Here is a 13,886-nt window from a genome sequence, read left to right as displayed (position 1 = left end):
GTTATGACATTTTGGGTCAATTGCCGGAGTACGAGAGCAGCTATGTCCTGCGAAAGCGAAAGGGCGAGTAAAATTCCCCGCTTCTCGAACGCCAGCGAGCATTCTGTCTTTACCCTCAGCCAGCTTTCGTGAGCTGCCTAAGTTACCTTAGCCCGAAAATCGATTCCGATTTTCGGGCCAATGCGCTAATAGGCGCATATCTGGAAGCTATGCAAAATCGGTCATATGCTTTGCTTATCACCGCCATACCATTGCACTCCATGACATCGACGGTTATCGCATTTTCGGTATAGCTGACGGCACTCTGGAAGCATGAGTTCGTTTGCTTTAACAACCCGTTGTTCTTGCCGCCACCCGTTCTCAATGAGAGCCAGACTGGCTGGCGAAACAATCCTATAGGCGCCTTTGCAGCGCAAGTTGGGCGGGGTTTCTGCGCAAGCCTGCGGCAGGGTTGGCTTGCTAAGTCGCAGTAAGCCTTAACTTCGCGAGTCAGATCCATGAACATTGTTTATCCAGGATCGTGCTGCCGAATATGCTWAATTTAGCTGTCAGACAGGAGTGAGAACATTGGGATTCAGGTTGAGCGGGGAAGCGCTGAAGGATTATCAGCCAAATCGATATCCTTTCCTGATGATCGACTGCGTGACCGATGTCGAGCCAGGTAAATATGCAAAGGGCTACAAGAACCTCTCCAACAACGAGTGGTATTTTCCCATTCACTTTCCCGGCCGTCCGAACATGCCCGGCGCGCTGCAGCTTGAGGCGATGGCGCAGATGCTCACGGTCGCGATCACCACGCAGGAAGGGCTGAAGGGAATGGTCACTCATGCGCTTCAGCATACGGTGCGGTTTCGCAAGGAAGTTCTGCCGGGAGAGTGCCTGCAGATCGAGGCTTACGTGGACAGCTGGCGGCGCGGTATATGTAAGGGTCACGCGACGGGTTATACCAACGGCACTATCGCTTGCGAGGCCGATATGTTGATTACGATACCGGAAATCCTAGAGCAGTTTCTTCCGAAGTAATGGACCGTTTCCACTTCATCATTGTCGGAGCCGGGGCAGCGGGAGCGGCAGCGGCCTGGCGGTTGACGTCGAAGGGATATCGGGTGTTGTGCCTTGACCGCGGCCCGTGGATGGAGCCCTCCAGTTACCCATCCACCGGCCCGGACTGGGAGATCCGAAAGAAGACGGAGTTCAATCCAGCAATTGCGGAACGGCAAAACCGATTCGATTACCCGGTTGATGACGCAGATTCCCCGATTGCGGTATGCAACTTCAACGCTGTCGGTGGTTCAACGGTGTTGTATTCCGGTCATTTTCCACGGTTTCTTGAGCCCGATTTCTCGTTGAAGACCACCGAAGGCCTCGGTGAGGACTGGCCGCTGAGCTATGCCGAACTGATGCCGTATTTCGCATTGAACGAACGGCAGATGGGCATGTCAGGTCTCGTCGGCGATGCCTATTATCCGGACATCGAGGAGGCGCTTCCTCCTGTGCCGCTTGGCGTGGCGGRCGCCCGGCTCGGTCGGGGGTTCAATGAAAAACGCTGGCACTGGTGGCCAARCTTTGCCGCAATCGCCACTCGGGACAAAGGCGGACGCAGTGCCTGTCTCAACCTTGGCCCTTGTAATACGGGCTGCCCGCAAGGGGCCAAGGCGACTGCCGACAATACCTATCTGACGGATGCCTTGAGGCAGGGACTAACGATTGTTCCCGAATTCGCTGTGTCGCGCGTCCTTGTCAAGGACGGTGTGGCCTACGGTGTCGAGGGGTTTGACGCGAAAGGCGAGCGCCATGCGTTTCACGCCGACAACGTCATCCTTGCTTCGAGTGCTATCGGTACGCCGCGCATTCTCCTCAATTCGAGGAACGCCGAGCGCCCGACAGGGATCGGCAATACGATGGGTCTCGTCGGCCACAATCTGATGATCCATCCGCTTGGTTATGTGGAAGGCATCTTTGCCGAGCAGATGGATACGGACGCCGGCCCGCAGGGGTGCATGCTTTACAGCCTGCAGTTTTACCGTTCGCAAGCGGCGGGACACAAGCTTGGTTATATGATGCATGCGTTGCGGGGCACAGGCCCCGTCGAGACGGCGATGTCTGCGCTCGGCAAACGCAAGCTGCGTTTCGGGAGCGCTATCTATGGCGATTTCGATGCGCTCTATGGCAAGCAACTCGTTGTGGCGATCATCTGCGAAGATCTGCCGGAGGTGGAGAATAGGATCGAGCTGGACGAAACACGACAGGATCGTTTCGGAGATCCGGGCATCAAGGTTCACTACAAGCTGCACGAAAATACGAAAAAGATGATGGTGCACGGCATGACCCGCGGGCGCGAACTCATGGCGGCGGCGGGAGCCGTGAGAAGCTCGGCCTATGGCCCGGTCCGCAACACCGGCTGGCATCTGCTCGGAACCGCGCGGATGGGCGACGATCCACAGCACTCCGTCGTCGATCCATCGGGAAAAGTTCACGATACCGACAACCTGTACGTCATCGACTCCAGCGTCTTCGTCACCGGTTCCTGCGTTAATCCTGCCAATACCATTCAGGCAGTTGCCCTTCTCCTTTCGGATCGCATCGATGAACGTGTCAGACAGACCATCCTATAAACTGCTGGCAAGGATGTTTCCCGGTGAGCCCGAAAGGTCGGTCCCGGCATTCGATACAATTGCGGCCGCGCGCCTGGTAGAGCGGTTTGCCGGTCTGGACGAGATTGATGCATTAATTCTGAAGGAGACGGAGGCCGCATGGCCTGAGGACGTCAATGTCTTGCTCAAGGCGCTGCGAAGTGGCGCACCAGATCTGGTCGACCATTTCACAGAGCAAGCGGTGGTCCTCTATTTTTCGACGCCGGCCGTCTCCAGGGCACTCACCGGCAAACCGGTTCCGCTTTTCCCGAACCGGACCGTCATGGACGATATCGACTATGATCTCCTGGAACCGGTGATCGCCAATTGCGGAGGGCTTGCAGATGCCGAACGATCCTGAACGCGTTGCGGTCGTAACAGGCGGCAGCAGAGGTATAGGTCTCGCCGTTGTTCGGAAGCTGGTCGGTGACGGTTTTTTAGTCGCTGCCTGCAGTCGCCATCCGTCTCCCGCACTTCCGACGGGGGATGAAGGCGATGTCCGCTTCTTCCAGCTCGATCTTGCCGACCCGAATTCGGTGAAGGAATGTGCACAGGCACTTCACCGGCAATACCAGCGCATCGATGCGCTGGTGAATTGCGCTGGTGTCGCTGCCGGCGGGCTGTTTTCGATGGCTCGGCTCGAGGATTTGAAACGGATATTCGACGTCAATTACTTCAATCAGATTCTGTTTTCTCAATATGTGGCGAAGAGAATGGTGCGGGCGAAGGCCGGCTCCATCGTCAATATCGCATCGACTGCCGGACTGCTTTCAGACGCGGGAACGCTCGCTTATGGTGGCAGCAAAGCTGCGCTGATCCACGCCACAAAGGTGATGGCGACCGAGCTGGGGCCATTCGGAATTCGCGTCAATGCCATTGCGCCCGCGGTGGTCGAGACCGATATGGCTATCCAGATGGACGAAAAAGCAAGAACAGCCTTGGACGAGCGTTCGGCATTGCAGGGAGTAGTCGAAGTGGCCGACGTGGCCGAACTTGTCGCCTATCTGGTGTCCGACCCATCGTCAAAGATGACCGGGCAGATCCTGCGGCTGGACAGAGGGCTGCATTGATCTAGAGCCTTTCCTGGTCAGCTTGAAGCAATCTCCTGAACCGCTCAGCTCTTGGAGTTCGCTAAAGCCATTGCCGATATTGCTGCGTTCTCGCGCCCTTCCACGATTTCGACACGCCGGGATAGAAGCGAGAGAATGTCCTTGCCATCCCAGAAGGGGTTTATATCAAGAGCCTTGCCGATAGGGACGATGCGGTCGATGGCGTGATTGGCAGAACCCGACTGGAGAGCGAGGAAGAGCGCCTGCGGTTGCAGTCCGAAATAGGTCATGGTCTGTTCCTGCGGGCGAAGAAACGCTGCGATATCGGAAGGCGCCTGTACTTCAATTTCTGCAAACTGGCCGAAGCGCAGCCGTGTTTCCTTCGGCAGGGGTTGGCCGATACACCAGATATCCGGCGAATAGCGCTTGAGCGCCAGGGTTCCCCCGGTCGTGCGTATTGCATCCATCAGGTCGAGAAACTTGTCCAGTCGTGCGACCGTATCCAGATGAAAGTCCTGGCGATGGAGCTCTTCGTCGAGATGATGCCAGAAATCGATCTTGGCTTTCGCGATCGAGGCCGGCTCGCCGAGCCAGAAGATCAGACTTGGCGAGGAGCAAGCATTCTGGTCGACCAGATAGGTGTCGTTGAAGAAATCTCGCGCCAGTTTCGTCTTCTGTTCCGCCTCTAGCGCGGAATAGGCGCTGGCGTCGATCGCGGCCGATGACGTCCGGTCCGGAAAATAAAGCTCCACGGATTTCGGCTTCTTCGGCAGCGAGCGGAATTCGGCGACAGTCGCGTCGCCTCCCCAAACTGTCAGCCCATCAACCGCTGCAACGATCTCCTTGAGCTTGGCACTTCCGCGCACCGTCTGGATGAATACATTGCCAACTGCGATCGATCGGAACGTTTCCGACGCTGCAGCGCCGTCGAATGCCCGCAAGAAGATATCGTTCTGTGGAAACGCCTTGCTCGGCATGCGCACGATGTTCGAATTGCCGGACAGCATGCCGAAGACCAACGAGAAGGCGAAATTGACGGGAATATTGGATGGCGCGATATGGGCCACAGTACCCCATCCACTGCGATATCCTGCATCTCGATATTGCTGCGAGAGTGTCCGCAAATTCGCCTTGCGGCAGAAATAGGCGAAGGTAACGAGGTCCGGATAATGCCGGGCATCGTTGTCCTTCATCAGACGGCGGGAAAGCTCATGCAGAAAATCGACAACCCGCTCATCGAAGAAAGCGTGGCGTGACGAAAGATCGAATTGCTTCAGCCAGTCGCCGGCTTCAAACCTGTCGTCACGAATTATAGGCATCACTGCATCCTCGAATTTCCGCCTTCTGCAGCCGGCCATTGATTTTGACGATCGTGTTTCGATTGCCACAGGAACAGGATGCGCCGTCGAGGGTGAAGCCGACATCCTCAGTCAGCAACGAGTGGCCCGGATAGCTCTTCTGGATGCAGGAGAAGACCTGGATCAGGCCTTCCCGGCCGTGTGGGAGCGCATCGAGCGACGAAGTATCGCGAATGAGAGCATCCGAGCCGGGTGCGGCATGCATATTGCCGTGTTCGCACTCCATGAAGATCGTACCCGTTTGCTCGACCATGCCGTAATAATTCCGTATGTCGGTACAGCCGGTCCATTCGCGGACCTCGTCCTTGAACATCGCATCCGAGATGTTCTGGTCGGCGAGTTTCTTCCATCCGCCGCCATGCAGCAGGAAGCTGTTTGACAGATTGAGCCGCACGTTCTGGCGGCGCAGCATCTGAACAAAGTTCAGCCAGATGATAGAGGTGAAACCGAAGATGAAGATGCGGTTGTCGCGATTGCTTTCGGCGAAGGCCTGCACGCGATCGATGTCGACGGAAAGTTCGTCGTCGAGCGCGAAATCGCGTCCTCTTGAGAACATGCTGAAACCATTGATCGCTGCCGTGCGCGCGGAAAATTTCCGACGATCGGCAACAGTGTTCTCCGCATCGATGACAAGCATCGGGAAGCGGCTTTTCGAGAAGGCGATCGAGAAAACCTCGACGAGCTTGCGCGATTGTGCCTGTGATGTTTCCTTGTCGAGATAGATCCTGGAAACCTGCCCGGTCGTGCCGGAGGAGGTCATGATTTTGACGACCTCACTATCGGGGACGCTTTTCAGGTCGAAATTCTTGAAGGCACGGACCGGCAGATAGGGCGTTTCGGCGAGCGAAGTCGCCACGCGATCGCCGAACATCGTGTGCACATAATGKCCGTAAAGATCGCAATACGCCTTGTGGTGCTCAGTCAACAAATTGATTTCGTTCAGGAACGTTGCGAGATCGGGAAGGAGCGGCTTCGTTACTGGAACAATGGGTAGCTCGTTCGCCGTCATTTCACTGCTCCATACCACGACATATGCCACAAGGTGGAAACCGGGCCTTGATTGTCTCCGCAGACTAGGTGGTTTAGCTTTCTCGTGGCTTGCGCGCGGGGTGCGCGGCGGCGAGCAAGAGGGCAATAGACTCGCACAAGGTTGAATTGGAAAAGTCGGCGGCGAGATGGTTTGAGATGGGCCGTTTCCGCACAGAAATCGCTTTCGAAAGATGCAGTCCGCCTGATGATCTCACACGCTTCGAGTGGTCGCCGTATCGTCGTCAATGAGGCGCCCGTGGAAAATGCCGCAGCTAGCTGCTCTTCGACAACAAGCGCTTTGAGCGGACAACGACTGCAGGAAATCAGGGCATTTGAACGTGCTGCCCTACCGCCCCATCGACCGTGGCGACGCATCGATTTCATCCGACATTGAATCTCGTGCTGTGGAACTGCGCGCGCCGAAACCGCAGCCGCGCCAGCATCATGCCACTTCCAACCGCTCACGGGCGAGACAACCGCAAAAAGGACGTAGCAATGCCCCGAGTATCGATCTGCATCCCCGCCTACAAGCCGGATTTCTTTGAGCAAGCCTTGAAGAGTGCCATCGGGCAAAGCTATGGCGATACGGAGATTATCGTTTCAGACGATTGTCCAACGGATGCAATCGCAAATATCTGCGAGCGATATCAGCAACATCTCTCCTATAGCCGCAATCCGAAGCCGAGCGAGTTTTCCAATGTCATCCGGCTGGCCAATCTTGCGAACGGCGAATACATCAAGTTTCTATTCGATGATGACATTCTCAACCCATTCTGCGTTCAGTTCCTGTTCGAGACACTGGAGGAGAGCCGTCATCTCGGCACGAGGCTCGCCTTTTCGCCACGTTACCTGATCGATGGGAAAAACCGCATCACGTCGCTGGTCAATCACTTCGGCATCGCCGACGAGACAAAGGTCATCGACGGCGGCGCCTTCATCCGTGTGACGGCTGTCAATCACATGAACCTGATTGGCGAGTTCTCAAGCGTGATGTTCCGAAAGGAAGATTGCTTCGACGAGAACGGCGCATTCCGCCTATTTCGGGTCGATGAGGACGGGATCTTCCGCGGCATCCTTGATCTATCGGCATGGATCGATCTTGCCAAACGCGGCCCGATCATCGGACATCCGCATCCGCTTTCCTATTTCCGCCAGCATGCCAATTCGACCTCAAATCACGAGATCAATCCGCTCTTCATCAACGGCATTCTTTACTATGAGGAAGTGATGAAGATGGCCTTCGAAAAGGGCTATATGTCAAGAGAGGACCTGCCGGCCTCAATGCGCCGTCTGCTCAACCACTACGGCTACTGGCAGAACGCTTATCCGCAATTGATGGCTCGGATCGTCGAATTGCAGGCCATGCTGGCGAAGCTTTAGAGCCGATAGGCTGTGCAAGACAGATACGGCTCTGCCGCCTTTGATTTCGCAGAGATTCTACAGGAAACGCTCGGACAGCGTAACGTAGTCCGGCTTTCCGGCGGAGGTTAGCGGTAGGGTTTCGGAGACAACAACCCTTGCAACGGACGGGTGGAAGTTGAAGTTATCCTTCAACGCCATCTGCGCTCGCTCCGCGTCCGGCTCCCCGATGCAGACAATCAGCCGGTTTTCGGCACCGATCACGATGCAATCAAGCCCGCCGGACTTCAGCACTGACTCCRCATGATCGAGATTGACTGAAATTCCGTGCAGTTTGATGAAGCGTTTCTTACGGCCCACGATTGTGATGAACCCGTCCTTATCGATTTTGGCATAGTCACCGGTATAAAGTTTACCCTGGAATTCGTCGCCCTTTTCAAGGTCTTGAGCGGAGCTCGCATACCCCATCGACACGTTCGGGCCGACATACAGCAGCTCACCTTCGCCGATCGCCTCGCCCGTTTCCGCGATCAAAGCTCGACCGCCGGGCACCGGAATGCCGACGCTTCCAAGCTTCTCCATCGCCTGGCCGGGGGGAACGTAGGAAATGCGCGGGGCAGCCTCGGTCTGGCCATACATGGTGAAATAGCGCACGCCGTGATCGGCGAAATACTGCCAGAAATGGCGAGTCAGTTCCGGTGCCAGGCGCCCGCCGGCCTGCGTCACGCAGACGAGATTGCCGAGGCAGGCCTCGCTCAGGCGAATGCGCCGCAATGTTTCGAATGTGAAAGGCACTCCGGCAAGATCGGTAACCCTCTCCTCTTCGATCATTTGCCAAATGCTCCTGTCGAGGATGGACTTATCAGTCAACACCATGCAGGCGCGCGCGAATATCGTATTGTGGAGAACGGAAAGCCCGTAGGAGTAGTGAAACGGCAGAAGGCTGACCGTAATGCGTTCCCCGGTCATGCCGAGATATTCGACGATCGAACGCGTGCAGGCATCGATATTGTTGGCAGTTAGTCGCACGCATTTGGGGTCGCCTGTCGAACCCGAAGTGGGGATGAGCAAGGCAAGATCTTGATGCAGCGATGTGTTGACGAGCGACGATCGCTCGAACAGAGCCTTTGTACCCAATCGCCCGTTTGGCGCGTAGTCTTCCAGCGTCATCTYTGCGGGGGCGACGATGTAACGGGGGGTATAGGCTCCAATGGTGCGTTCCAGCGAGTGACGGGTCAATTCACCGTCGACCAACATGGGCACGAGGCCTTTGCGCAAGGCTCCCAGATAAGCCGCAACTGCTTCGGGCGACCGATCGCACAGAATCAGTACGATCGCCCTGTCGGCCTTGGAGAATAGCGCATCTCCAAGTTCGAAAACGTCGTTGTAGCTGTAGCGGCGTCCATCGGCGATCAGGAACGTCCTGTCATCGGCGCCATCCGAGAGGCCTTGCCAGAACATTCAGAACGACACGCCGTATTTCTCGAGCGTCTTCAGGCCGGTCTTGTACGAGCCGAAATCGACCACGTCGTCCATGTCCAGCATGATGTCGAACGTATCCTCAAGGGAGGCGATAAGCGCCATGTGACCAACCGAGTCCCAAGCGCGGATGCTCTGATACTGGAGGCCGTCGCTCAAATCCTCGGCGCCTATGCCGAAAGTTTCGATGAAAGCGGCATCRTATTTTTCTTTGTTGCTCATGTCTTGCTCCTACTTGAACACTTTTTTGTCTGCGTTCCTGCGAACGACGCGCGCGGGATTACCCAGCGCAATGACTTCATCCGGAATGTCGATATGCACGACCGAGCCCATGCCGACAATCGAAGAGTGTCCGATTTGCACGCGTTCCTTGACGAGTGCGCCCATGCCCAGATAACTCAACATCCCGACTCGCGTGCCGCCGCCCAGATTGACCATGGATGAGACGACGCAGTTTTCTTCTACCACAATGTCGTGGCCGAGGATCGAAGCCGTATTGACGGCAACGTTTCGACCGATCTTTGCCGTCGCCTGAATGGAGACATGCGGCGCGACGATCACGCCGTCGGCAATCTCCGCATACTCAGAAATTAAGGCATCGGGGGAGAAGATCGATTGAAGCACGAGGCCCAACCCATCCACCTTCTCGAGAAGAGCTTTTCGGGCAAAAGGTTCACCGACTGCGATCGTTACTTTGGCGCCGGGAAAGTGATCCCCCACGGCGACGACCGGAAACCCAAGCACTTCCGTCGCCGTCGGATGATCGACGATGAATGCACAATGGTGAGGTTTCTGCTGGCCTCGGCGGATTGCCGATTGCAGTATGTCCATGGTTTCAATGCCGAGGCCCCCTGCCCCGTAGATGTACCAATGATCCAGACTCATGCTTCGATTTCCTATTGCAACAACTTTTCCTGCAGGAAACCGGCGATACCCTCGCCATCCAAGCGCGCAGCCTTCAGCATGAAGGCATAGTCACCAGCCTCGACGAAGCGATCCGGAATGCCGTGCGTAACGATGCGCGGAAACGGCATTCCCGAAGCATTGTAGTGATCAAGGATTGCGCTGCCGAGACCGCCGACTGTCGTGTGCTCCTCGATGACGAAAACCGTGCTGGCATGGCGGGCGACGTCGGCCAGTGCGACCGCATCCAGCGGCTTGATCGTATGCATGTTAAGGACGCCGACATCCAGATCGGCTTCTTTCAGCTTTTCAGCGGCCAGAAGGCAATGCCCGACCGTGGTGCCGCTCGAGATCAGCATTACCTCGCGTGGCGGCGTCAGCCAAACGGCCTTGCCGATTTCGAACGTGTAGTCTTCCGTATAGACGACCGGTGCATTGGGCGTGCCGGTCAGGCGGATATAGACCGGTTGGTCGAAGCCGACACAAGCCTCCAACGTCTTGTAAATTTCCGAGCAGTCGGCTGGCGATATGATCGTCAGGCCCGGCACAGTACGCATGACCGCGACATCCTCCAGGCCGAAATGGGAGTTGCCGAGATAAGCCATCGCCAGGCCGCTACCAAGTGCAACGAGCTTCACCGGCTCGCCCATATAACCCATGTTCATGCGTACCTGTTCGCTTGCCCGCATGGAAGCAAAGGGCGCAAAAGTCGAGGCGAACACGTCGAACCCCATGCGAGCGAGACCGGCAGCGCAGCCCACCATGTTCTGTTCGGCAATACCGGTATTAAGGAATTGCTCCGGATATTCCTTGGAGAAGCGGTCAAGACCGGAAGACCGGCCGAGATCGGCGCTCATGGCGATAATGTTCTCGTTTTCGGTCGCAAGCGCTGTCAGCGCCTGGCCATAAACAGCCCGCGGCCCGATGCGCGACCATGTGCGTGCATTGCGGCTCGACAACTCAACCACGGAATTCTCCTTCCGTTTCCAGCTCCGACCCAGTGCTCTCGCCGAGCGCCTTCAGGCACTCTTCATAGATAGTTCCGGTGATGCGATTGTGATGCCAATCGTTGTTGTTCTCCATGAACGGCAATCCCCTGCCCTTCACGGTGCGGGCGACGATGGCTGTCGGCATATCCGCGACCTGCTTTGCCTGCTGGAGGGCCGACAGGATCTGATGGTGATCGTGGCCATCGACATTAATGACGTTCCAGCCGAAAGCTCGCCAGATGTTCGTCAATGCAATTCTATTGGTATAGGTGGCATTCGGCCCGTCGTTGCGGAACCCGTTCTCATCAATGATCGCGGTAAGGTTGCCGACGCCCATTTCCGAAGCGGAAGCAGCGCTCTCCCAGACGGATCCTTCATTGCATTCGCCGTCGCCGAGAAGCACATAAACACGACGGTCTTGTTTGCGCTTGCGCATACCAAGTGCGATGCCCATGCCATAGGCAAGGCCCTGGCCCAAGCTGCCGTTGGAACTTTCGATGCCGAGCGCGACCTTCTTTACCGGGTGAGCGATCAGATCGCTGCCGTTCGTCTGAAAGGTCGCAAGCTTTTCGGCGTCGAAATAGCCGAAGTGATGCAGCACCGCTAGATAGCCAAGCACTGCATGACCCTTGCTAAGAATGAAGATGTCGCGACCGTCCCATTGAGGTTCATGGGGTCGATGCGAAAGCACGTCGGTGAAGAGTGTATTCAGCAGTTCTACCATGCTCAGGCTACCGCCGATGTGCGCCGACTGTCCGCACCGAAACGCGGTGTCGACGATTATACGACGAACCCGCGCACAGGACTCCTCGAAGCTTGTATTGATCATCGGGCTAGTTTGCATCTTTCGGAAGCGGTTTTAGATCGGAATGGTCCATCTCAAACCATCCCGTTGCCGATCCTTCCAATTGAAGCTTGTGCGGGTCTGTTGCCGCTTCTTTGCCCGCCCGCAAGCCCGATTGAGACTGCGGCGTGTTGCCCCTAAACCTCATGGTCCCGACCGGGTGCAAAGATGGTCACAAAAGCGTGACTATTAAGTTGACTCCAATTCTCCTGTTTTTGTAAACGGACTTTAGCAGTGGCCGGAGGGGCGGCCGTCACACTGCCCGTTATTGGTCTGACAGGGGATAGTATGACAGTGGGACTACAGGGAAAGTTGCGCATGTTCACAAGCCGATTGGTTGCGAGCAGCGCTTTAATAACGGTGTCGTTCGGGTCGGCAGGCTGGGCACAAGACAATTCGGCCGAAGAGGCGACGCAATTGGCGCCGATCGTCATAACGGGCAAGTCGGATCGTGTGGTTGGTCCTGATCGCACCATCGTTGCCAAGGATACCGCTACCGGTACCAAAACAGACACTCCGGTCATCGATGTACCGGCATCCGTGTCGGTAGTGACGCAAAAGGAGTTGGAAGAGCGTCATGTGGACAATCTTCAGCAGGCGGTCGCTTATACTGCCGGCGTCTTTTCGGATGAGTTCGGCAACGACGACCGGTATGACTACATAAGAATTCGCGGCTTTGATCAGACGGCACTCGGCACCTATCGGGATGGACTGGCGGCGCGTATCCCCGCGTGGTTCACTGCCAGCCGCCTTGAACCCTATGGTCTTCAGCGCGTCGAGGTCCTGAAGGGATCGACTTCGACCCTCTTTGGCCTCAACGGTCCGGGAGGACTGGTCAATGCGATCACCAAGCGGCCGTTGGATGAGAAGCATGGCGAAGTTTACACCTCTTATGGTGATGGCACCAAGGAAGTGGGCGCGGATTTCGGCGGGCCGATTGATCCCGATGGCGTGTGGAGCTACCGGCTTACCGCACTTGCCAAGGACGGCGACCAAGGCTGGGATTATTCGAACGACGACCGCACCTACATTGCACCGGCACTGACGATCAAGCCGGAAGAAGGGACCTCGTTCACCATTCTGACCGATTATTACAAACGCGATGGAACGGGCGCGCGCGGCCTTCCGACCGGCGCCAATATCGATATCAACACCTTCCTCGGCGAGCCGGACTTCAATCGCTTCAATACGGAGCAGGCCGACATCGGCTATCAGTTCGAACACGAGATCAATGAAAACCTGACCTTCCGCTCGAATGCCCGCTATACGCATCTCGAGCTCGACTATGCCGAAGTCTATGGCGCATCGCTGGATCCGACCGCCGATCGAACGGCGTTTTCGGTCGACGGCATGTCCAACCGTTATGCCATCGACAATCAGTTGCAATATGATGCGACATGGAACGGGATCGACAGCAAGACGCTGGTCGGCGTCGATTACACCAATGACAATACGCGCGAGAATATCCTGTTCGGAACGGMCGGGCCGATCGATATCAACGATCCCGTCTATTGCGGCCTCTCCTGCATCAATCTCGGGCCGTACGTGAACTGGCGCGTCAAGCAGCAGGCGGTCGGGATTTATGCGCAGGAGCAACTGACCTTCGACGACCGATGGATCGCGACGATCGGAGGACGATGGGACCATGTTCATACGACGGCCGATTATCTCGACAGCGGCACGAGGGACGACGATACGGCATCGGCCTTCACCAAACGCTTCGGCTTGACCTATAAATTCAATCCGAACCTCGCGGCCTATGCCAATTATTCGGAAAGCTTCCAGCCGCTCGTAGCACAGACTGCAAACGGATATACGGTGACGGGCACGTTGAAGCCCCAGGAAGGCCAACAATACGAAATCGGCCTCAAATACAAGCCCGACGGATTCGATGGCCTCTTCACGGTAGCGCTCTTCGATCTCACGCAAACGAACGTGCCGAGCTCGGTCAGCCCCCTCGTTCAGGAGCAGATCGGCAAGGTCGGCGTGCGTGGCATCGAGCTGGAAGGCAAAGCCGCCATCAACGACCGGGTCAATCTCACACTTGCCTATTCTTATTGGGATGCCGAAATCCGCGAGGACGGAACCGGCGGCAATATCGGCAACCGGCCCTCGCGCGTGCCGCGGCATCTGGCATCGGCCTGGCTCGACTACACGGTCCCGGGAGACGGAAAGCGCGGCGACCTGACGCTCGGCGGCGGTGTGCGTTATATCGGCCAGACCTATGGGGACGAGGCGAACAC

Annotated in this window: 13 protein-coding genes and 1 pseudogene; 7 read left to right on the top strand and 7 right to left on the bottom strand. The window is 56.6% G+C overall.

What is annotated here, in order from left to right; genetic code table 11:
• Positions 1-567: 567 nt before the first annotated feature.
• From fabZ to AC1D1Z_RS27555, 5 genes and pseudogenes are all read left to right on the top strand, one after another.
• A complete protein-coding gene (gene fabZ / locus AC1D1Z_RS27575; protein ID WP_018449022.1) occupies positions 568-1,023 on the top strand; it encodes a 3-hydroxyacyl-ACP dehydratase FabZ in 456 nt (151 codons plus the stop codon).
• A pseudogene (locus AC1D1Z_RS27570) lies at positions 1,023-1,118 on the top strand (NAD(P)-binding protein); the annotation flags it as partial. The gene fabZ and the pseudogene AC1D1Z_RS27570, both read left to right, overlap by 1 nt.
• A 228-nt stretch (positions 1,119-1,346) precedes the next feature.
• Complete coding sequence (locus AC1D1Z_RS27565; protein ID WP_477852182.1) at positions 1,347-2,615, top strand: GMC oxidoreductase; 1,269 nt, start codon at positions 1,347-1,349, stop codon at positions 2,613-2,615.
• On the top strand, positions 2,587-2,994 hold the full coding sequence (locus AC1D1Z_RS27560) for a hypothetical protein (RefSeq protein WP_245278866.1): 408 nt from the start codon (positions 2,587-2,589) through the stop codon (positions 2,992-2,994). Before AC1D1Z_RS27565 ends, AC1D1Z_RS27560 begins: the two co-directional genes overlap by 29 nt.
• A complete protein-coding gene (locus AC1D1Z_RS27555) occupies positions 2,978-3,703 on the top strand; it encodes an SDR family NAD(P)-dependent oxidoreductase (protein WP_131647204.1) in 726 nt (241 codons plus the stop codon). Before AC1D1Z_RS27560 ends, AC1D1Z_RS27555 begins: the two co-directional genes overlap by 17 nt.
• A 44-nt stretch (positions 3,704-3,747) precedes the next feature.
• On the opposite strand, the gene AC1D1Z_RS27550 is transcribed toward AC1D1Z_RS27555, so the two are convergent.
• Both AC1D1Z_RS27550 and AC1D1Z_RS27545 read right to left on the bottom strand, forming a co-directional pair.
• Positions 3,748-5,001 (bottom strand): acyl-CoA reductase, encoded by a 1,254-nt coding sequence (locus AC1D1Z_RS27550; RefSeq protein ID WP_131647203.1) that lies wholly within the window; start codon positions 4,999-5,001, stop codon positions 3,748-3,750.
• On the bottom strand, positions 4,985-6,049 hold the full coding sequence (locus AC1D1Z_RS27545; protein ID WP_245515888.1) for a LuxE/PaaK family acyltransferase: 1,065 nt from the start codon (positions 6,047-6,049) through the stop codon (positions 4,985-4,987). The genes AC1D1Z_RS27550 and AC1D1Z_RS27545 overlap by 17 nt, the downstream gene beginning before the upstream one ends.
• Positions 6,050-6,564: 515 nt before the next feature.
• Here AC1D1Z_RS27545 and AC1D1Z_RS27540 point away from each other — a divergent pair.
• A complete protein-coding gene (locus AC1D1Z_RS27540; RefSeq protein ID WP_131647202.1) occupies positions 6,565-7,449 on the top strand; it encodes a glycosyltransferase family 2 protein in 885 nt (294 codons plus the stop codon).
• Positions 7,450-7,506: 57 nt separating this feature from the next.
• Here AC1D1Z_RS27540 and AC1D1Z_RS27535 read toward each other — a convergent pair whose 3' ends face one another.
• The 5 genes from AC1D1Z_RS27535 to AC1D1Z_RS27515 are packed head-to-tail and all read right to left on the bottom strand — an operon-like array spanning position 7,507 to position 11,628.
• The gene (locus AC1D1Z_RS27535) at positions 7,507-8,889 is read right to left on the bottom strand and encodes an AMP-binding protein (RefSeq protein WP_477852180.1); all 1,383 of its coding nucleotides are present in this window, start codon (positions 8,887-8,889) and stop codon (positions 7,507-7,509) included.
• Complete coding sequence (locus AC1D1Z_RS27530; protein WP_007637453.1) at positions 8,890-9,129, bottom strand: hypothetical protein; 240 nt, start codon at positions 9,127-9,129, stop codon at positions 8,890-8,892.
• Between the two features lie 9 nt (positions 9,130-9,138).
• Entirely contained in the window at positions 9,139-9,792 is a 654-nt protein-coding gene (locus AC1D1Z_RS27525; RefSeq protein ID WP_131647200.1) for an LbetaH domain-containing protein, read from the bottom strand.
• 11 nt (positions 9,793-9,803) lie between these two features.
• A complete protein-coding gene (locus AC1D1Z_RS27520) occupies positions 9,804-10,778 on the bottom strand; it encodes a transketolase family protein (protein ID WP_131647199.1) in 975 nt (324 codons plus the stop codon).
• Positions 10,771-11,628: a transketolase gene (locus tag AC1D1Z_RS27515; protein ID WP_131647198.1), complete on the bottom strand. Its 858-nt coding sequence runs from the start codon at positions 11,626-11,628 to the stop codon at positions 10,771-10,773. The genes AC1D1Z_RS27520 and AC1D1Z_RS27515 overlap by 8 nt, the downstream gene beginning before the upstream one ends.
• A 303-nt stretch (positions 11,629-11,931) precedes the next feature.
• Here AC1D1Z_RS27515 and AC1D1Z_RS27510 point away from each other — a divergent pair.
• On the top strand, positions 11,932-13,886 hold a 1,955-nt coding region (locus AC1D1Z_RS27510; RefSeq protein ID WP_477852178.1), incomplete at its 3' end, for a TonB-dependent siderophore receptor.

Source organism: Rhizobium sp. P1_E1 (genome assembly GCF_056406015.1).
This window is presented reverse-complemented; position numbering and strand designations above follow the sequence as displayed.

Coding starts and splice junctions, on each gene's coding strand:
- AC1D1Z_RS27555 (WP_131647204.1), top strand. CDS start 2,978: ATGCCGAACGATCCTGAACGCGTTGCGGTCGTAACAGGCGGCAGCAGA.
- AC1D1Z_RS27525 (WP_131647200.1), bottom strand. CDS start 9,792: ATGAGTCTGGATCATTGGTACATCTACGGGGCAGGGGGCCTCGGCATT.
- AC1D1Z_RS27515 (WP_131647198.1), bottom strand. CDS start 11,628: ATGATCAATACAAGCTTCGAGGAGTCCTGTGCGCGGGTTCGTCGTATA.
- AC1D1Z_RS27550 (WP_131647203.1), bottom strand. CDS start 5,001: ATGCCTATAATTCGTGACGACAGGTTTGAAGCCGGCGACTGGCTGAAG.
- AC1D1Z_RS27540 (WP_131647202.1), top strand. CDS start 6,565: ATGCCCCGAGTATCGATCTGCATCCCCGCCTACAAGCCGGATTTCTTT.
- AC1D1Z_RS27560 (WP_245278866.1), top strand. CDS start 2,587: ATGAACGTGTCAGACAGACCATCCTATAAACTGCTGGCAAGGATGTTT.